Source organism: Paenibacillus helianthi (assembly GCF_001909055.1).
Taxonomy (GTDB): Bacteria; Bacillota; Bacilli; order Paenibacillales; family Paenibacillaceae; genus Paenibacillus_AQ; species Paenibacillus_AQ helianthi.
On sequence record NZ_LVWI01000001.1, the window covers coordinates 132,753 to 153,415 of the forward strand.

Genomic DNA, 20,663 nt, shown 5'->3' on the forward strand with positions numbered 1-20,663 from the left:
GTCACAAATGTCTCCTGTAATCACCTGGGCTCACACCATAAAATTCCTTAAACTGCTTGCTGAAATGGGAAAGATTCTTATAGCCCACCCGGTTCGCGGCTTCATATACCTTCAGCTTCGGATCACTAAGCAATACCTTGACCCGCTCCAGCCGCCTCAGCCCCACATAATCGGAGAAATACACTCCGGTCTCTTCGTAGAAGATCTGGCCCAAGTGATTAGGTGAGAAGGAAAAGTGGTTGGCGGCATCCCGCAGCATGACATTATGCTCCAAATGTTCTTCAATGTATGCCTGGATCTCCTCCACAAGCTTACGTTTCTTCCCTTGGCGTTTGCGCTGCAGCCGCTCGGACAGCTCAAACATCCGGCGGCGGAGCCAGGATTTCATATCCTCAATGGTTTCCAGATCATATAAAATATTCAGATGCTTCCGTTCCAGCCCCAGCAGCTCATAAAAATCCTCATTGATTGTATGCAAATACGCATCGAGCTTGGAGACGAGGTGCAGGAAGAGCTGGTAAATCTCAAGCTTGGTCTCCATATTACCCACCCAAACAAACAGCTCCTCATTGCAGTCGTCCACATCGACCAGACGGTAAGAGGTCACCGCCGCGAACAAGGCCTGCAGAATACTGTCCAAATCTTTGGCGGAGGCTGAGATCGGCCCTCTGGCATCGGAATGGAGGATGAGCTTGCCTTTGCCCAGGAACAGCTTCAGTCCCAGCGCATTCCTCGCCTGCCGGAAGGAATCCCGCAGCCCACGCAAATGGCTAACGGTGGGACCTACACCAATGGTTACTGTCAGCGGTATACCATCCGCTGCCTGATGGATCAGCCTGCGGAGTCTTTCACGTCCCACACTTTCTTCCAGAATCAGTGCGTAATGGAACCGCTCCGTCCGGCAGGCCTGTATCTGTTCCTCGGCACAGTACCGCTCGATCGACATCTCCAGGCTGTTCTCCATCTCTGCCTTAGCCCCGTCGCTGAAGCCATTCAGCTTCCAGGACATATCATCGGGCTCCAGCAGCGCGGTGTACAGCCTCGCCCCATTCCAGTTAATGCCGACACGTTGAAGCAGGGACAGCACTTTTTCTTCATCAGGTGTACCATCAAGAAGCTGCATGAACAGCTCTCTGCGCAGAAGCGGTTCGGACTCGGAGAAATAACGCTCTAAATGGGAATGCTCACGCTCACGGTCCAGAGTCTCCCGAACCTCTTCCAGTGATCTGCGCATATCGTCGTCGTCCACAGGCTTCAGCACGTAACCGGATGCGCTCATGGATATGGCCTGCTTGGCATATTGAAAATCTTCATAGCCGCTGACAAAAATAATCCTCAGCTTCGGGTTCAGCTCAAGGGCTCTGCGGGCAAGCTCCATCCCTGACATGATCGGCATTCTGATATCGGTGACCATAATATCCACAGCCTGCGAATCCAGCACCTCCAGAGCTTCAAAGCCGCTGCTCGCGGCTGCACACACCTCCATGCCAAGACCTTCCCAGTTCATGAAGCGCTGCAGACCCTCCAGATCCAGCAGCTCATCGTCGACCAGCAGTACCTTGTACATCCCATCCCACCCTCGCACTCAGAATTCAATCCGCCCCCGGCAACTTGTGCTTGTGGTGAATACCATATAATAGTAAAAGGGGTACACTTGGATTCAGTATACCCCACGGTTTAGGCTGGCTCTAGCTTTATTTCATCTTGCTCAAATTGTCCTGCCATTTCGCGGTTTGGAATTTCAGCAGCTTCTCATAGCCTGCTTTTTTGGCGTCTTCATTCGCTTTGTTTAAGAGGCTGAGAACTTCATCATCACTTTTGGCGTACAGGGTTTTCGCAAAAACCTCCTGATAAATATCGTTAACCGCCGTAGCAATCGTTCCTTCCTCCGAGTCCGGCAGCGGGTCCAGATTGACGAACTCCGTGAAGTTCTTCGATGTCTTCCAGGTCACCTTCTGCTGGGCAAGCGTAGTCCAGTTCTGCTTGTCGGCCGGAAGCTGCGCATCCATCTTGGCTTTGGTCTGGTCAATAAAGGTGGTGTTGCCGACCCAGTTGAAACGGCCGATTCTTTCCTTGTCCTTGTCTCCCTGTGGTGTATTCAGGCCGGCCTCGTTCAGAATAGGCACGCCGTCTGCATCGTACTCATCCCAATACAGGCCTTGACGTCCGAAGTTCAAAATCCGCTGGCCTTCTTCGCTGGTCACCCAGTCGAGGTAGGAGAAGATCGCTTCCGGGTCCTTGGCGTTCTTCGTGATGACCAGCACGTTCCAACCCAGTGAGTTGTAATTGTTGGGTGTAATTTGGGTTGCATCCAGACCCGCCTTGTGAATCGGCCAGATGATATCGTAGCCGGCATCAGGGTCTGTTGTACGCAGCGCGGTATCCGCTCCCCGTCCAGGGTTCACCACATCACCGTCTACATATACTGCTACGCGGCCAGTCTTGAGTTTCTCGGAAATCTGGTCACCGGTCTGGGTGAACAGATCCTGCGTGATCAGCTTTTCACGGAAGAGCTTGCTGGCGTACTGCATGTTGTCGATGAACACCTGATCCTCAAAAATCGATTGCAGCGTGTTACCCACCGGATTGGCTTTGGGCAGATATGGTTTATTTTCAGCAAATCCGCCGTACATCGTCTCAAGTCCCCGGCCTTTGGCTCCCACTTCAAGCGGCACTACATCGGGATACTTCACCTTCACCTGCTTCAGGTAGGCATACAGTTCATCGTAGGTTTCCAGCTTCGGTGAACCCAGTTCCTTGTATATTTTCCGGTTAATGATCCAGCCGCCGTTGCCATTCGGGCTTGACGTATACCAGTTGGGGAATTGGTAGAGCTTGCCGTCTTCAGAGCGCAGCATGTTCAGCGTGGCTTCACCGGCGTTCTTTTTCAGATTAGGATAACGGTCCAGATAATCATCGAAGGGTACCAGCAGCCCGGGCTGACGAAGCCGCTCGACATTCGCACCGCGGTCCATCATAATGACATCCGGCAGACTTCCCGAGGCGATCATGGTGCTGAACTTGGTTTCGGCAGCGCCGCTGGACTGAACCGGGGTCATCTTGACCTTGAGGGTGTCGGCAATCCACTTGGTGGTCGAATCCCTTCCCCATTCTTCCGTGGTATCCCAATCGTAATTACTGTAATACGTGAAGGAGACCGGTTTGACCGTGCTTCCTACAGCGGCTGATGTAGCTTCAGGACTTGCACTTGCCGTTGCTGCCTCCGTTGCCGCTGGTTCTTTGGTAGGATCAGCGGATGGCGCTGCAGTATTGTTCCCCCCTCCACAACCGGCAATCAAAAGCACCGAACACAACACAACACTCAGCAGCAAGCAGAAATGGCTTTGCCGTCCTTTGAAGGGATGGTACCGTTTCGTAGATTTCAAATGAGTAACCCCTCTCTAATGTTCACTTTCTACTCCTTAAGCGACCCGATTAATACACCTTTCACAAAATACTTTTGCAAAAACGGGTAGACCATAATAATCGGCAGCGTAGCGACCATGGTGGTTGCCATGATCAGCGATTTGCTGGTTACCGACTGCACGAGGGCGAGCCGGTCTTGAGCAGCTGCACTACTCCCGATAGCTTTCTGGAGCTGATCTGTCACAATATTGGAATTCAGGATCTGCTTCAGCAGGGTCTGAATCGGGATCAGATCGGGATTATTGATATAAATGCTGGCCGAGAACCAGTCATTCCAGTGATATACGGCAGTAAACAAGGACAGGGTAGCCACTACAGGACCAGAGATGGGTAAAATGATACGGGTCAGCACTCCGATATGGTTACAGCCGTCAATCCGCGCCGATTCAACCAGTCCCGCCGGCAGTCCCAAAAAGAAAGTCCTGAAAATAATCATGTTGTAGACACTGATCATCCCGGGAATGACCAGCACCCAGAAGGTATCCATCATGCCAAACTCGCGCAGCAGTAGAAAGGTGGGAATCAGTCCTCCGCTGAAATACATAGTTATGATGCAGAATACCATATATATTTTGCGTCCCATCAGTTCATGCCGGGAGAGTCCGTAGGCCAATATGGCGGTAAACATGACCGATAGAGTGGTTCCTACGATGGTGCGCATGATGGAGATTAGAAATGCATGGCCGATGCGGCTGTCCCGGAACACGACCTCGTAATTATCAAGCGTTGGGCTGCGCGGCCAGAACGTAATCCCGCCAAGCGCCGTGTCCGAGCCCATATTGAAGGAAATCACGAGTGAATTCCAGAAGGGGTACAGGGTGATGAAGCCCAGCAGCAGCAGCGTTGCATATATAATAACTTGCAGGAATTTGTCTCCTGCCGACAGCTTCATCATAACCTGACCCCCGCCTTCCTTCTCCACATTTGTTCTGCTTCACTGTTGCTTACCATAGACTTGAACCCATTTTTCTGGCTGCCTTATTCGCCAGGGCCAGCAGTCCAATACTCACTACCGCTTTGAACAGTCCCGCCGCCGCCGCATAAGAGAAGCGGTTGTTCAAAATCCCCATCCGGTAGACATACGTATCGATTACGTCTGAAACATCACGCAGGATCGGATTGGTGGCCAAGATCAGGATATCCTCGAACCCGGCATTCAGAATATTACCCACAGCCAGAATGAGAAAGATGATGATGACCGGCCGGATGCAGGGCAATGTGATCAGCTGGATCTGCTTGAACCGCCCAGCACCGTCAATGGAAGCGGCTTCATAGAGATGCGGGTCGATTCCGGCAATTGCCGCCAGATAGACGATGGCTGCGAACCCCATCTCCTTCCAGATGCCTGTTCCCACCAGAATCCCCCAGAAGTACTCCGGCACGGACAGAAAGCTGATAGGCTCTGAGGTGAGATGCAGACTCATAAGCAGCATGTTAACGCTTCCATTATCAGTCGACAGCATCGATCCCACGAACCCTCCGACGATTACCCAGGACAGAAAATGCGGCAGATAGCTGACAGTCTGGATGATCCGCTTGAATAACATAAGCCGAATCTCATTGAGCATCAGCGCGAGCAGGATCGGAGCCGGGAACCCGATGCACAGCTTCAGCAGGCTGATTACAATGGTGTTGCGCATGACCGTCCAGAAGTCGGGCGAATTGAAGAATGCTTCAAAATGCTTCAGCCCGACCCAGGGACTGTGAAAAAAACCGCCGAACAGCTGATAATCCTGGAACGCCATCAGTACCCCGTACATGGGCAAATAGCTGAATACGAAGATAAACATCATAGCGGGTATAACCATCAGCTGAATATCCCATTGCCTGAACCACCTGGTCCACCATGATAGCGGCTTACCTTTCGCCCTGGTAATGACCTTTCGTTCGATTTCCACGTTTGTCATCCTTCCTGTTTCTTTGCTCTACACCTTAATCTTATGCAGTTCTGAAAGGAGGAACCAGTACCGTGGTCAACGAAATGTGTGGTTCAGCAATGATGAGCAGATTACAGCTTAATGGCCTTCACATCGTCAATGTAGATCGTCCCGCTGCCCTGGGTACCACTGCCCTGGGCTACATAGAAGGCGAACTCTTTAATGGAGCCCAAATCAATGACCCCGTTGCCGCCGGTTGACCAGCCGGGCCTTGCGAAGTCCGTAAACGGAATGGTTACAAGCCTTGGCTCGGTGCCTTCAATCTTGATTCCGGCTTCCCAGACTTCGCCGTTCGTCTCATGAAACTGAACCGCCAGCTGACGGTTCGAGCCATCCGGCTGGAGCCAGAAGGAGATCGCTCCCATGCCCGGCCATTCCTTGCCCATGCTGCGGTAGACACCTGCATAGCCAGGATTGCCAACCGTATAGTCCAGCTTAAGCCCATAGCTTCCGCTGTTTAGCTGATACGTATCCAGTGTTACAGTTGCAGCATTGCCCGAGACATTGCGCTGCCATTTGGAGCGCAGGCTTCCATTCGAGCCACCATAGGATTCGAAATCATCGATCAGATAGGAGTCCACCGGAGGCGGAATAAACGGGCCATTTCCGGTCTCTCCGTTGTTGAGCGCCCGCGGATCACTGTAGAGCGCTTGAATACCGCTAATCGAATTTTTGTCGGTTAAATACTGGGACCAAGTCATGAAATACACATATCTTGACTGCTTTTCCCGAAGCATCTGCATATCCGGCAGCTCACCGTTTTCCCCGATAGCAATAGGCCGGCCGCCGCTGAGCTTCAGAAGCTTGTTGTAATAAGTGTCACGGTAATCGTTGTTGTAGATGTCCATGGCTAACACATCTACCACATCGTGGCCGGGATAATAGGGGGTTGAATCGTATGCCCAGGAGCTCTCCGCATTCGGACTCCACACCCAGATCAGATTATTCAGACCATGAAGATTAGTTAAGCGGTCGTACATGTTGTGCCATAGCTGCCTGAACAGCTCCGGTCTTGCACCCCACCAGAAAAATTCAGCATTCATCTCGTGATATGGACGCCATAATACAGGAATACCTTCATCCTGTAGCTGCTCCAGATATCCCGCGATCTCATCCACCTGGGCAGCCCACTGGTTGTACAGTGCGGTGCCGGGAGTGACAATCTCTGTCATTTGGGCTTCTGTCACGTCACCCGTGACACTCTCCCAGCCGGAGGTAGCCGGGTCCATAGGCCGGGTCTGGTGATAGGTTAGAGTCACCATGGTTCCTGCCTTACCCTGAAGAATGGCCTCGTCAATCATGGATTGGCGCAGCTCGCCTATGTCTCCCCCGATATAATAGGCGAAATCCGAACCCCATAATGCCGGATAATAACCGGTCAGCTCTGCTGCCGTGTTGTACCATTTCGCGGGCTCTTCGTAATAATTATGTTGGCCCGTGTAGACGGCTTTCCCCACCGTTGCATAGAGCCGGTCGAGCAATGCTGTCGCTTCAACGCTAGCGTTCGGGTTGACCGGGACCATCCTGCCGGTGGTCAACTGAAGCGTGCTCGGGGCAGAGATTGCGGTCCCTTCACTAACCGCTTTAACCTCAATGTCATACAGACTCTCAGGCGACAGTCCTTCCAGCTTGTAAGCATACAGTGATTGCCCGGAAACATAAGGAACCGTCAGGCTGCTCCACTCGGTGTCGGCCGCTTTTTTGTATAGCAGCTTATATTCTCTCACTCCAAAGGGTCCTGTGGAGGCTGCCCATTCCAGCTCTGCAGATACCCCGTCTATGGTTCCAGCCTTGAAACCCGCAGGTGCAGTTGGACTAAGGTTAGTCGGAATTACAGGCATCTTGCCGATAAAAACTTGATCCAGGTACATATCTCCGCCGCTCCAATTCGCGCCCCTCAGCTGCAGACCAGCCAATCCGTTGCCGGTCTGAATCTGCTGCTCCGAACGGGACCATGCTGCTGTGGCGTTAGTATAGAACGGATAGGATTTTACAGAGAAACCTTGATATACATCCAGTGTTACCGTGAATGGCCCCGGCAGTACCGTATTGAATTTGCTCCAAAACGAAACCAGATAAGAAGCGTTGCTATTAGCGGGGAGTAATGGCGTTTTGACTGTGGATAGATTCTTCAGCTTCAGCGCATACATTCCTGAATAGGGATCATAAGTTGTCGTTTGTACAGTCCCTGTTCTATACCATGGAAAGATGTGTCCAGACTCCAGACCTCCATTGGGTACCTGATTAAATCCCGGCGTAGCCTCTAGTCCCATCACGGCATCGGAGGTATTGCCCGCGACATCCTTGGCCCGCAGCATAATTGCATACACTGAAAAAGGATCCAAATTATTGAGGGTATACGTGTACTGGTTAACAGATTCCTGTTGAGGGACAGCCGCGGTACTCCAGTCAGCAGCATCTGTTTTTTTGTAAAAAATCTGGTAGGAATCAACTCCCATATCATCCGTGGACCCCGTCCAGGTTAGCTTCAGCGCTTTGGAGTCATGCTGGGCCTGCCATACACCCGGAGTCGTTGGGCGTTCAATATCCACATTCTCCCGAATGACAGCGTCGTCGATATAATAATCCTTACTCGTACCGTTCCAGAACGACAAGCGGATATATTGCACACCTGGCCCGGGTGTATACAGGAGCTGCCGGTATTCCCATTCCGTAGAACCCGAGAAATGCAGCTGTTCCTTCGATTGCTGCGTGCCGAAAATGTCCATATCCATCGTTGCATTCGTGACCCCAGCAGCAGCAAACTTAACCCATAATCCAACCCGGTAGGTTTTCCCCTGCTGGACTGCGACTGACGCTGATGCCCCACCTGTACTGCGCTTAACCAGAAGACTTTTTGCGCCACCGTGCTTCTCGGCGGTTGTCACCACCGGACTTCCCCATTTCTCCCACAGCGTATCTCCCGACTCAAACCCGGGATTACCCAGCAAATTCTCGCCAGCTCCCAGCACCGGGACACTTGGGACGAGTAATGAAGCAAAGATCAGAACTACGGCCAGCCAACCATGGAACCATTTCCCCCTCATACGTGGTACCACTTTAATCAGGCCTCCACTCACATTAGCCGGTGAAATTACGACTATAATGTCGTCCGGCATCTCCAATGTAAGCGTTTTCCACAAAACTCAACAAGGTACTACAGCAACGAAAACTATGCTGCAGCAACGATGTCCGGTTTTTGTGCCGAATTATATTTTGTCCTTCAGGAGTATTCGGTAGGCACCATTCCCGCAGGAGACGCCGAGCACCTGTTTTCCTGCACGATCAAGGGCAATTCCTTTCCAGCGAACCGCCCCCAGCTCTGTCTGATTCCAAGCCTCCCAGCTCTCACCGCCATCCCTGCTGCACAACACTTGAGAGTCTGTACCATTCATCACCATCGGTTCACAGGCAACGATTATCAGATCCTCTCCATGGTCACCAATTCCTAGAGTCAGAGCGGATACATTAAAGAGCCCATCCACTTCAGCAGGATACAGCTTGCTCCAGGACTGGCCTCCGTTCGTACTGCGCCATAAGCCTTCTGTAATGAAGCCGGCATATATCGTATCCGGGTAACTTGGAGAATAAGCTACAGCGTTCAATACAGAGCCCAGACCTCTTCGCTTAAAAGGCAGACCTGCTCCAATGGATACCCAGTTGTCTCCGCTATCGGATGATTCCCAGATCCCTTCGGTCCATTCACCCACCAGTACCCGGCCTTCTTGTAAGGGGTTTGCCGCCAGCAGCTGATTGGCCCCGCAGGCATTCTTGACCTGATAGACAACTACAGACAGCAAATCGGCTTCAATCCAGTTCTTCATATGCGGTATTTCCGTCATGTAGGCAGGAGGGCGAAAAGCAGTTTGCTCCCAGGTCATTCCACTATCCGTAGAGCGGTAGATTCCAGCCCCCGATGCAATTGCTCCATCCATATACGCATAAAAGGTGTCTGCATTCACTCCGTCCTCCTGCAAAGCCTGCACAAACAGACCGGGACTCAATGTAAGTACAGCTGAAGCAGTCTCTCCGTTGTCACGGCTGAGCGCAATACATGCGGTCCGCCCCTGACCAACTAGTCCGTAGAGATAACTCTGACGGGATGTTCGCGGTATTACAGCTGCAGTACTTCCTGAATAACCGGGTAGACCCGGGAGATTCCAAAAGCTTTTTCCGCCATCCTCAGTAACCTTCGGAGGGTGGTCAGCCATCGTAACACAGAACTTGCCCGGCTGCTCCCAAGCGGAGGTGACGGCTTCCATGCAGGTCGTTTCCAGCCCCTGAAACTGTGCAGCCCGCCATGTCCTTCCTCTATCTGTACTAACTGCAACTCCGTACCAATTCGTCAGATAGAGGCGTTCTTCAATAAAGCGGTCAACTAGAATTTTGGATATTGCCCATCCCGTGGCCTCCGCACGTGAACCACTGCCGAAGTGATCCATATAGGCTGGAAATCCGCTCAAATTCTCATCCTTATGCTGCCGGAGGAGCTTCCATGGTTCAGTGACGCCGCTGTCTAGACCGGATACATACAGTGGAATCGGCGGAACGGTCTGCATGTGAGGCCGGGCATCCGGGGCTGTATACCACAGCTGCGGGTGATGGATATCCTGTACAACTGTACCGTATCTATGCCCATCCTGGAGCAGCCCTGTCATGTCTGGCTGCCAGGTCTGCCCGCCATTCTGACTGTGGAGGATGCCATTCCAGATGCAGGCAGCACGCAGGTGCTGCGGATCCCGGATATCGCAGGCAAGCTCGGCAAAGCTTGGGCCTTCATGCAGCAGCACCCAGGATTCACCGAGGTCGGTGCTGGCATACAGCCTGCCAGCCTTGCCACGGGGCGGGTCCTGAAGCAGTCCCAACACCCCGCCGCCGTCTGTCTCGACATAATCCATATTGAGATCTTCATCGCTTATGGTTCCAGCATACAGTAATCCCGGTATACCGGGATGGAAGGCGACGCAGCCAAACCGCTCCTCCGGCAGCGAAGACTGCTTCCAGGACTCCCCTTCATCCCTGCTGATCCATAAACCGCCCGTGTAGCCCCCGGCAGCTACAATTCCCGGGTGATGAGGATCTACCGCGATAATTTCACCGTACATCCGGGTCGGCCCATTGCCGTAAAAACCCATGCCTGTACAAACCTCTCTCCAGGTGTGTCCGTCATCGTCTGATTTGTGAACCGAGCCGTGAAATTTGCGGCTTCGCACTTCCCCCGAGCAGCGGAACAGCACCTCCGGGTGATGGGGACTAATGGCAAAGCTCTGCACCTGGTGGTGATACGCCTTAGTGAGTCCGGCATTACGTGCTTCCCAGCGGAAGCCGCCGTCAATGCTGGCGAAGACTCCCGCCACATCGCAGCGGGCGTACAACACACCGCTTTTTGAGGGATGCTGAATCAGCCCTGTAATATAGCCGCCCCCGCCCAGCGCAGCCGGTGACCAGGTTTGCTCCGGTTTGAATGAATTCCCTTCCACATCCCTTACCTCCATTCTTCCTTGCCTCCTACTTAAGCTTACCTTCAGGCTGGATTTACGTGCATCCCTGCGAGCAACGAAATCTATTGCTGAGCAAGGAAGATGGAAAATGGGGGGCTCAAAAGTGGATTTTCTGCGAGCAGAGACAAGCCACCTTCAATTTTATAAGCATAAAATTCAATAGAGCAGCGCTCCTCGTCATCGGAGGACGCTGCTCTATGTCAATGGTTCATGGCTGCTCGCTTCAATAGATTGTAGGCATTGACGATACGAACGAGGTGATGTTCTGAATATCTTCCTCTAGCGGAGAGGACGGAACGACCTGCGTAAAAGCGGCAGCGGTCGCCTTTGTCCCCGGATTTTCAACGCTAAGGAGAATAAATAAAATCTGGGGACAACAGAGATTGGACCACGGTTCGTTCGCGGAGCTTCCACCCAAACAGCTTACATATCTCCTGCGAAGCCGTTTCCACTTGATTCTAGAACTTAGAAGGGGTCACTTGTCTAACCATGTACGCATCATAGATAACAACTGCGCGCTGTTGACCGGTTTGGTGATATAATCCGAGCAGCCTGCTTCAAGGCACAGCTCCCGGTCTCCCTTCATGGCTTTCGCCGTAAGTGCAAGAATAGGAAGGTGCTTGAATTTCACGTTCTGCCGGATCGCGCGGGTCGTTTCGTAACCGTCCATTCCCGGCATCATAATATCCATTAGCACGATATCGATGTCAGGTGTCTGTTCCAGGAGATGGATAGCATCCTGGCCGTTCTCTGCAGGAATGACTTTCATATGATGGCGTTCCAAAATGGAGGTAAGTGCAAAAATGTTCCGGATGTCATCATCCACAACAAGCACTTTCTTATACTCAATCATTTCATCGGAATTATATCGTTTAACCAGCTTGTCCCTTAAACCGGACGGCAGCTCCTCCGCTTTGAGGTGCAAAAAGAGCGTCGTTTCGTCAATCAACTGGATATTCGACTTCACCTCTTTGATAACCGCCATTTTAAAGAGCTCATCCCACTCCTTCTCCTCCTCTGACGTCAACTTCTTGCTCAGGCGGGCTACGACGGGAACCCTTTTGTTTTTGGCGTTCTTGTACATGTCACGGACTAGGCGGATGAGATTCATATCCGGTAAGTTATTGTCCAGCACTACACAGTCGTAATCTTTGGTGTTGATCTGGTTCAAAGCTTTGCGCCCCGTGTCCACTGCTGTGAGCTTGAGATTCTGATTGCTTAGCAGTTCGACAATTTGCTTACGCTCTTGCTCATCATGGATGGCCACCAGCAAGTTGCGGCCCTTATGGTCCGCAACTTGGTTCAAACGATCAAGGGCATTCTCGAGTTCCTCGTTCGTCACCGGTTTCCGGAAGTAATCGTGAACCCCCTTTTGCAGCAGGAGCAACTCATCTTCATCGACGGTCATGACGCAAACCGGAATATGCCGCACATCGATATCGCTCTTCAACTGCTCCAATACGAGCCAACCGTTGGAATCCCCGCCAAGGTGCAAGTCCAGCGTAATCGCAATCGGAAGATACTTATGAACGAGTTCGAGGGCATCATAGCCGCTGGCTGAAATGACAGCTTTGATGCCTCTTTTACGGAGAAGATCGAGAATGATTTCATTGAATTTCTGGTCATCCTCGATAATCAGGAATACACGGTCTCCCGGCTCAATATGATCCCTGTCATCCATCAAAGCGTCTTCCTCTGCTTTAACCAGACTGCTTCTGCGTTTCGGCGGGGTGATATCGATCACCTCCGGAACATGTGTCTTTTTCGGCTCCAGTTCTGTGAATTCCGCTTCCGTTGGAAGGTACAGATTAAATACGCTCCCCTTGCCCACTTCACTGTACAGGGTGATTTCACCGCCTAGCATTTCGGAAATCTCACGTGATATCGCAAGGCCCAAGCCTGTTCCGCCGTATTCCCGATTCGTACTGCCGTCGGCCTGCTGGAAAGCTTCGAAAATGATCTGCTGTTTTTCATGGGGGATACCGATCCCTGTGTCGCTTACGGAAAAGCAAATGACCGTTTTGGCACGGTTCAGCGATTCATTATCCGGGTGCCAGCCCTCGCCCGCTTTCCGGATCTGAAGCATGATCTGTCCCTGTTCCGTGAACTTAAAGGCATTTGAGAGCAAGTTTTTCAAAATTTGCTGAAGCCGTTTAAAGTCTGTCATGACACTAGCCGGCACCCCGGGATCAACCTTGATCCGGTAGTCGAGCTTCTTGGCATCCACCATATGACGGAAGGTTCGGTCCAGCCCATCTGTCAGTTCCGCCAAAGATACTTCACTGTAATCTGGCGTTATGGTGCCGGATTCGATTTTGGACAGGTCAAGAATATCATTAATAAGGTTAAGCAATTCGAGTCCGGAGTCCTGAATGGTCTTCGCGAACTTCACCTGAATCTCATGAAGATTGTCATCCGGGTTCTCGGCAAGCTGTTCAGCGAGCAACAGCAAGGAATTCAGAGGGGTACGAAGTTCATGCGACATGTTGGCCAAGAATTCAGATTTGTACTTGGATGTGAGAGCAAGCTGTTCCGCTTTCTCCTCCAGGTAACGTTTGGCTACTTCAACCTCATGGTTTTTGCTCTCCACTTCTGCTTTCTGCAGTACGAGCAGCTTTGCTTTATCCTCCAGTTCATCATTCGTATTCCGCAGCTCCATCTGCTGCTTTTGGAGTTCTTCGGTGAGGGACTGCGACTGGATCAGCAGCTCCTCCGTACGCTGGTTCGCCTGCATGGTGTTAATCACAATTCCGATGGATTCCGTAAGCTGATCCAGGAATGCAATGTCGATATCGCTGTAAGGACGAAAGGTTGCGAGTTCCAGAATCGCAAGTACTTGATCTTCAAAAATGATTGGCAGCAAAATGATGTTGAGAGGCGTCGCTTCTCCCAAAGCGGACGATATCACAACATAGTCACCCGGCACATTGGTAAGCAGGATCCGTTGCTTCTCGATTAGGCACTGGCCTACCAACCCTTGCCCGGCGCGGAATTCGTTCGCTAGATGTTTGCGGCTCTGGTAAGCATAGCTGGCAAACAGCTTCAGGACCGGTTCACCATCGACGGGTTCATTGATATAGAAAACACCATGCTGCATGGACACGAGCGGAGCCAGCTCGGACAGGATCATGCGGCTGACCGCATACAAATCTCTTTGTCCTTGAAGCAACCGTGAAAATTTGGCGAGATTGGTCTTGAGCCAGTCCTGCTCTGTGTTGATTCGGGTTGTTTCCTTCAGGTTCCGGATCATTTCGTTTATATTGTCTTTGAGCGTTGCGACTTCTCCGGATGCAGATACGTCAATAGCACGTGACAGATCGCCATTCGTTACCGCTGTTGCGACGTTAGTGATGGCACGCACCTGAGTGGTAAGCGTACTCGCCATGTAGTTAACGTTGTCGGTCAGGTCACGCCAAGTACCGGCTGCTCCAGGCACACTTGCTTGTCCGCCCAGTTTCCCTTCGGCGCCCACCTCCCTGGCCACGGTGGTCACCTGGTCGGCGAAGGTCGCCAGTGTATCGATCATATTGTTGATTGTATCCGTCAGTTCGGCGATTTCGCCTTTGGCTTCCACGGTCAGTTTTTGTTTCAGGTTGCCGTTCGCAACCGCAGTCACGACCTTGGCGATTCCTCGTACCTGATCCGTCAGGTTGGTCGCCATAATGTTAACGTTATCGGTGAGGTCTTTCCAGATCCCGCCGACGCCGCGAACCTGGGCCTGTCCGCCCAGCTTTCCGTCCGTACCAACCTCACGGGCCACCCGTGTAACCTCGGAGGCGAATGAATTCAGTTGATCCACCATCGTGTTGATCGTGTTTTTTAGTTCCAATAGTTCGCCTTTTACGTCTACAGTAATTTTCTTGGACAGGTCTCCGTTCGCTACCGCCGTTGTAACACCAGCAATGTTACGCATCTGAATAGTCAGATTGCTGGCCATGTAGTTAACGGTATCGGTCAGATCTTTCCACGTACCGGAGACATCCTTTACTTCTGCTTGCGCGCCAAGTTTACCATCCGTGCCAACCTCGCGGGCTACACGCGTAACCTCGGAGGCGAAGGTCGAGAGCTGATCCACCATCGTGTTGATCGTATTCTTCAGTTCCAGGATTTCTCCTTTTACGTCGACGGTGATTTTTTTGGATAGGTCGCCCTTAGCGACAGCCGTCGTGACGTCCGCGATATTCCGCACCTGGTCGGTCAGATTCCGGGCCATGTTATTAACGCCTTCGGTCAAGTCTTTCCAGGTCCCGCCGACCCCCTTAACCTGAGCTTGTCCGCCCAGTTTCCCATCCGTACCCACCTCTCGGGCCACCCGCGTAACTTCGGAGGAGAACATCGAGAGCTGGTCCACCATCGTGTTGATCGTATTCTTCAGTTCCAGGATTTCTCCTTGCACATCTGCTGTGATTTTCTTGGACAGATCGCCGTTCGCTACTGCCGTCGTCACGACGGCGATGTTGCGCACTTGGTTGGTCAAGTTCGAAGCCATATAGTTTACGCTTTCGGTCAAATCGCGCCAGGTTCCGGCAACACCTTTCACTTGGGCCTGTCCACCCAGCATCCCCTCGGTTCCTACCTCCCGTGCCACCCGCGTAACCTCGGAAGCAAAGGTAGAGAGCTGCTCCACCATGGTGTTAATGGTGTTTTTAAGCTCCAGAATTTCGCCCGTCGCATTCACCGTGATCTGCTTGGACAGGTCACCTTTCGCAACCGCAGTGGTCACTTCGGCGATATTACGCACCTGATCGGTCAGTGTACCGGCCATAAAGTTAACGCTATCCGTTAAATCCTTCCAGGTGCCGGATACTCCTTTAACATCCGCTTGGCCTCCCAGAATTCCTTCTGTAGAAACCTCGCGCGCCACCCGTGTTACCTCAGAGGCGAAGTTGCTAAGCTGATCCACCATGATGTTAATGGTGCTTTTCAATTGGAGGATCTCGCCCTTCGCATCCACGGTGATCGTCTTCGATAAGTCGCCCTTAGCCACTGCGGTTGTCACTTCAGCGATGTTACGCACCTGGTTGGTCAGGTTAGACGCCATGTAGTTTACGCTTTCGGTCAAATCCCGCCAGGTCCCGGATACGCCCTTAACATCCGCCTGCCCGCCGAGTATCCCTTCCGTACCGACCTCGCGCGCCATCCGGGTTACCTCGGAAGCGAAGGTCGACAACTGATCCACCATGGTATTGATGGTGTTCTTAAGCTCCAGAATTTCGCCTTGCACATCTGCAGTTATCTTCTTCGACAGGTCGCCATTTGCAACCGCTGTTGTAACCACCGCGATGTTACGCACCTGGTTGGTCAGGTTGGACGCCATGTAGTTTACGCTTTCGGTCAAATCCCGCCAAGTCCCGGATACGTCTTTAACGTCAGCCTGCCCGCCGAGCTTACCCTCCGTACCGACTTCACGCGCCACACGGGTAACCTCCGAAGAGAACATGGAGAGCTGGTCCACCATGGTGTTGATCGTATTTTTCAGTTCGAGGATTTCTCCCCGTGCATTTACTGTGATTTGCTTCGACAGATCCCCATTGGCTACGGCCGTTGTTACTGCCGCGATATTACGCACTTGATCGGTGAGGTTCGTAGCCATGTAATTCACGCTATCCGTAAGATCTTTCCAGGTCCCCGAAACACCTTTAACATCTGCCTGGCCGCCTAAAATCCCTTCCGTACCGACCTCACGCGCCACACGAGTAACCTCGGAGGCAAAGGTGCTGAGCTGATTCACCATCATATTAATGTTGCTTGCCGTTCTCTGGAATTCCCCGGTGAGCGGTCTTCCTTCGATTTCCAGTTCCACCTTCTGGGACAGATCGCCTTTGGCTACGGCGTTAATCACCCGAACCATCTCGCTCGTCGGTTGAATCAAATCAATGACTAGCCCATTGAGCGAATTGGTGATCGTTTCCCATGAACCACCCAGATTTTTCTGCACAAATCTTCTCGACAGATTGCCTTCTTTACCAACAACCTTGGCTACGGTCTGAACTTCATAGACTAGTCCTTCTTGAATATCCATGATCTCATTAAACGTATCCGCTACCTTGCCGGCTATACCTGTGCGGTCATAGGGCATTCTATAGGTGAAGTTGCCTTTTTTCATTGCCATTAAGGCGTTAAGCAGTTCACCGGCGTCAATTTGATCATCGTTTTTTTCGTTCATTTGGTTTTGATCCTTCACGGTAGCCTACCCCTTTTGCATCATATATTTTTGAATAGTGCGGTTTGACTTCAATCGTAAAAATGAACGTTGCTCCAGGTCCATTCGACGGTTCAACCCAAATCGTACCGCCCATTAGTTCGACCAGCGATTTGCTGATCGATAATCCAAGCCCCGTGCCTCCGAACTTCCGTGTGGTTGAGGCATCGAGCTGGGAGAATGGCTGAAACAGTTCGTTTATTTTATCCGGAGGGATACCGATCCCGGTATCTTTAATCATAAATTCAAGCGTAAGCGAACTTTCCGTCTCCGCCAGCTTGTTAACCATTATGTATACACTGCCTTCAGGTGTAAACTTTACTGCATTGCCTACAAGATTATTCAGCACCTGACGCAGGCGGTTCATATCCCCTTTTATGCTAGATGGCACTAATGGATCAACCATTAACATCATTTCCAGATTCCGTTCTCTGGTTTGAGCCGTGAACAAATCAATGGTTTCATTCAGGCAGTGCTGAAGGGAAAAGGGTGCCTCCTCCAACTCTATCTTTCCGGATTCGATTTTGGAAAAATCAAGGATATGGTTAATGACAGAGAGCAGTGCATTGCCGCTTTTGTGGATAATCCCTGCCATCTCAGCGTATTCTTCCGGCAAATCGCAGGCCTGAAGCAGATCCGACATGCCAATGATTCCATTCAGTGGAGTCCGGATTTCATGGCTCATCATGGCCAGAAATTCCGATTTCACACGGGAGGCGATTTCCGCAGCTTCCTTTGCCTTACTGAGCGCCTGATTGGTTTTTTCCATCTGCCTCGTTTGTTTCTGCAACATTTCACTTTGTATCTGAAGGGCTTTGTTAGCTTCATACATGCTGACGTAACCCTCAATTTTGGATTTGAAAATTTGCGGAATAACGGGTTTCGTCATATAATCCACTGCACCGACGGAATAGCTGGCGACGATATGCTCCATTGTATTACTGGTGACCGTCATAAAAATGATTGGCACGTATTTGTTTTTCTCCCGGGTACGGATGATACTGGCGGTCTCAAACCCGTCCATTTCCGGCATGTGCACATCCATGACAATAACAGCAAATTCCTCTTCCAATAAACACCGCAAAGCTTCCATCCCGGAATATGCGCGAACCAAACGATAGGGTTCTCCGCTGAGAATTGCCTCAATGGCAATCAGGTTTTCCGGGTGACCGTCTACGAGCAGGATGTTGACTGGAAAATTCATGGCTCTCCTCACCTTCCAACTTCTGGAATCTCTTCTCGTGTTATATTTCAAAAACATAGGTTATATACCCGTATCTTTAAAGGGTGAAACTCAGATTCCGCAAGCACCCTTATGAACTGACAAAGGACAGGGAGCACTTGCCCTGTCCTTTGTTAATAGATGAGGATAAACGCTAATGGCCTTGCGGCTCGGTCAAGGTTTACAGCTCGACTCTCCAATTGCCCATCATCTTGGCGACTTCCGGATCGCGGTACTATAAGAAAAGACTCTCGGTTTTGTACTGCTGATTGCCTTGGTAATACCAACAAGACATCAGTCATGAACTACGGAAAAACTCAGCTCTGAATAAAGATGGTACGTCATCAGCTATTACATATATCGATCGTGATAGTAGACTTAATGGAATCAATACAATTCAATTGAATTGAATCAAAGCCTGGATGTCTTTCGTGCATAGTTCTTTGAGATGAGACGCACACTATTCAAGTGATATGCCCTATCTGGGAAACAGCCAAGATAATATACTTATGCCCTTTGGCAAAATTATTCGAGAATACGATGAGGAGGCACAAGTAATGTCCAATAAAAAAAGTTACTATGCATTTGAGGAGCCGCTTGGCACCACAATTGAATTTCAAGCCACAAGCTTACAACAGGCCATGGTAATTAAAAAGAAGAAGGCTCATGAAATGGGAATTCCTAAAGAGGCTTTTGAACTTACTAGCATACGCAAGAAACCAACCCAGAGCGCATGAGCCTAATTCGAGTGGCTTCCTCATACATGCATAAAGCCATTACGATTTCATTAGGCGTCGGATTCGGTTCTACTGATTATTTTGGAAGGCAATTCGCAAGCTGTTACTTATTAAAAAGCCTGACATTCACCAGTTAGTGAGTCAGGCTTCGTTAAGTTAGCGATATCATTCATAGCGTTGCTGCAGGTTACCAGTCAAGCTACGATAAACGTAAAATAAGCGAAAGACCCTGACGGAGTTATTAACTCTAATCACCGTCAACATCTTACATGTTTGCGTTTAAAACCAACCCTACCTTTTTCGACTGCCTTTTGAATATTTTCGTAAGCGTGAAGAAACTTGCTGTTTGCCTTATCCTTATTGACTTCTACCTGGCCTACAGTCTTTGCGGTCTCGAATGCCTTATCATGAAGAGGGGAATAGGATACCGCCACTGTGTATAAAAAGTTGTTCATCGCGTATTTGGTGCGTTCCGGAGAATCATGAATCGTATTTTTCACGAGCTCAAGCATACCGGCAATTTTGCTGTCGGCAAATTCTTCGTCCGGCCGGTTGCCGAGTAGCCAACAATAACAACTCCAGCCCGCTGACATTCTAAGCTCTTCCCCGCTCGCGATCCATTTATCGGCAACTTCTTGAGCAATATCCGCTTCTGCCAAGGTTACTGCAACTACATAATCAGACAACATATAAAAATAAGCTGCATCCATCCACCGTTCATAGTCGGCTTCCGTCATGGCATTGGGGTCGGCAATGATGCCCGCAAAATACATCGCATCGTAATTTCCTGTGGCATAAAGCTGCTCAGCCAGAGGTTGATTGATTTTGGTTTTCTTGAAAATAGGCTTCATCGCGCCGGTAGCCACGCCAAAAAGCGGTTCCTGCGCTCCATTTGAGCTGTATATTTTCTTGGTCCGTTCCTTGCCGAGTGCTTCAAGCTCCTTCATAACCATCTCTGCATTCATTCCTTAACACTTCCTTTTTCACAGAATACTCATCTCAAGTGATCTTAGATCGTACCGGATAAAGAAAGTGTACTGTATGGGTTTCCCTGCTGCAAGCTACGTATCCTTCAGATATAGCTTCATCGGTGTCGATTCAATCACACACTAGAATGTAAAATGACCGAAACGGTGGTCTGGTATTCCTGTACAAGTCCCCGCTGTTTGAGTTCCTGCCCGTACCCTGCTTCAAACAACCGCTTGAGCATGGATGAAATACAGCTGTTTGTAGTAGTCTCCAGCCGCTCCAATTGCTGCAGTGAGATTAGCTTCTGGGAACTGTTGGCATGCCTCTTCAGTTCCTGGATTTGTTCTTGTTTGAAATACATTCTTTCAAGCCTTCTGAAATCCATCTCAAGGTGCAGCCGGAGGACCTGATCTGTATTCGCTGAAATTCTTGATACCACGGGCTGCCTTTTCTCTTTCATCGCGTCCATCTCTTCTGGCTTCTTCTCAAAACGCTGAGCAATGTATAACATCATCTCATAATCCCTCAATTTCTGTCCTTGTCTCATTCACTCAAGGTACGAAATAAACGATATGTAAATAGAAGAAATAACCTTTGCTAAAGATTTCCTGTAATCCAAAGCTGTAAAAGACAGTGAGCCTCCATTAACGTAAGACTCACTGGTCTTCA

General features: G+C 50.6%; 11 protein-coding genes. 1 reads left to right on the forward strand and 10 read right to left on the reverse strand.

The window, feature by feature from the left end; translation table 11 throughout:
- Window position 1: 1 nt before the first annotated feature.
- The 8 genes from A3844_RS00485 to A3844_RS00520 all read right to left on the reverse strand — a co-directional run bounded on the left by A3844_RS00485 (window position 2) and on the right by A3844_RS00520 (window position 18,270).
- Complete coding sequence (locus A3844_RS00485) at window positions 2-1,567, reverse strand: response regulator (protein ID WP_074106266.1); 1,566 nt, start codon at window positions 1,565-1,567, stop codon at window positions 2-4.
- A 127-nt stretch (window positions 1,568-1,694) separates the two neighbouring features.
- Window positions 1,695-3,386 (reverse strand): extracellular solute-binding protein, encoded by a 1,692-nt coding sequence (locus A3844_RS00490; RefSeq protein ID WP_074106267.1) that lies wholly within the window; start codon window positions 3,384-3,386, stop codon window positions 1,695-1,697.
- A 29-nt stretch (window positions 3,387-3,415) separates the two neighbouring features.
- Window positions 3,416-4,321, reverse strand: a complete 906-nt coding sequence (locus A3844_RS00495; protein WP_074106268.1) for a carbohydrate ABC transporter permease — start codon at window positions 4,319-4,321, stop codon at window positions 3,416-3,418.
- A gap of 49 nt (window positions 4,322-4,370) precedes the next feature.
- Window positions 4,371-5,234 (reverse strand): ABC transporter permease, encoded by an 864-nt coding sequence (locus A3844_RS00500; RefSeq protein WP_371916078.1) that lies wholly within the window; start codon window positions 5,232-5,234, stop codon window positions 4,371-4,373.
- Window positions 5,235-5,434: 200 nt separating this feature from the next.
- On the reverse strand, window positions 5,435-8,422 hold the full coding sequence (locus tag A3844_RS00505; protein WP_167374607.1) for a glycosyl hydrolase: 2,988 nt from the start codon (window positions 8,420-8,422) through the stop codon (window positions 5,435-5,437).
- A gap of 150 nt (window positions 8,423-8,572) precedes the next feature.
- Window positions 8,573-10,858 carry a beta propeller repeat protein gene (locus A3844_RS00510; RefSeq protein ID WP_074106271.1) on the reverse strand — a complete coding sequence of 762 codons (2,286 nt, stop codon included), beginning with the start codon at window positions 10,856-10,858 and terminating at the stop codon, window positions 8,573-8,575.
- Window positions 10,859-11,339: 481 nt separating this feature from the next.
- Window positions 11,340-17,030, reverse strand: coding sequence for a HAMP domain-containing protein (locus A3844_RS00515; RefSeq protein ID WP_244169650.1), 5,691 nt, complete (start codon window positions 17,028-17,030; stop codon window positions 11,340-11,342).
- The gene (locus A3844_RS00520; protein ID WP_074106273.1) at window positions 17,011-18,270 is read right to left on the reverse strand and encodes an ATP-binding protein; all 1,260 of its coding nucleotides are present in this window, start codon (window positions 18,268-18,270) and stop codon (window positions 17,011-17,013) included. Before A3844_RS00520 ends, A3844_RS00515 begins: the two co-directional genes overlap by 20 nt.
- A 575-nt stretch (window positions 18,271-18,845) precedes the next feature.
- Here A3844_RS00520 and A3844_RS00525 point away from each other — a divergent pair.
- On the forward strand, window positions 18,846-19,025 hold the full coding sequence (locus A3844_RS00525; protein WP_074083471.1) for a hypothetical protein: 180 nt from the start codon (window positions 18,846-18,848) through the stop codon (window positions 19,023-19,025).
- 257 nt (window positions 19,026-19,282) lie between these two features.
- Here the strand turns inward: A3844_RS00525 and A3844_RS00530 are convergent, their stop codons facing one another.
- A complete protein-coding gene (locus A3844_RS00530) occupies window positions 19,283-19,990 on the reverse strand; it encodes a DNA alkylation repair protein (RefSeq protein ID WP_074106274.1) in 708 nt (235 codons plus the stop codon).
- Between the two features lie 137 nt (window positions 19,991-20,127).
- Entirely contained in the window at window positions 20,128-20,508 is a 381-nt protein-coding gene (locus A3844_RS00535) for a hypothetical protein (protein ID WP_074106275.1), read from the reverse strand.
- Window positions 20,509-20,663: the final 155 nt, after the last annotated feature.

Coding starts and splice junctions, on each gene's coding strand:
- A3844_RS00485 (WP_074106266.1), bottom strand. CDS start 1,567: ATGTACAAGGTACTGCTGGTCGACGATGAGCTGCTGGATCTGGAGGGT.
- A3844_RS00495 (WP_074106268.1), bottom strand. CDS start 4,321: ATGATGAAGCTGTCGGCAGGAGACAAATTCCTGCAAGTTATTATATAT.
- A3844_RS00500 (WP_371916078.1), bottom strand. CDS start 5,234: ATGGTTATACCCGCTATGATGTTTATCTTCGTATTCAGCTATTTGCCC.
- A3844_RS00510 (WP_074106271.1), bottom strand. CDS start 10,858: ATGGAGGTAAGGGATGTGGAAGGGAATTCATTCAAACCGGAGCAAACC.
- A3844_RS00515 (WP_244169650.1), bottom strand. CDS start 17,030: ATGAACGAAAAAAACGATGATCAAATTGACGCCGGTGAACTGCTTAAC.
- A3844_RS00520 (WP_074106273.1), bottom strand. CDS start 18,270: ATGAATTTTCCAGTCAACATCCTGCTCGTAGACGGTCACCCGGAAAAC.
- A3844_RS00525 (WP_074083471.1), top strand. CDS start 18,846: ATGTCCAATAAAAAAAGTTACTATGCATTTGAGGAGCCGCTTGGCACC.
- A3844_RS00530 (WP_074106274.1), bottom strand. CDS start 19,990: ATGAATGCAGAGATGGTTATGAAGGAGCTTGAAGCACTCGGCAAGGAA.
- A3844_RS00535 (WP_074106275.1), bottom strand. CDS start 20,508: ATGATGTTATACATTGCTCAGCGTTTTGAGAAGAAGCCAGAAGAGATG.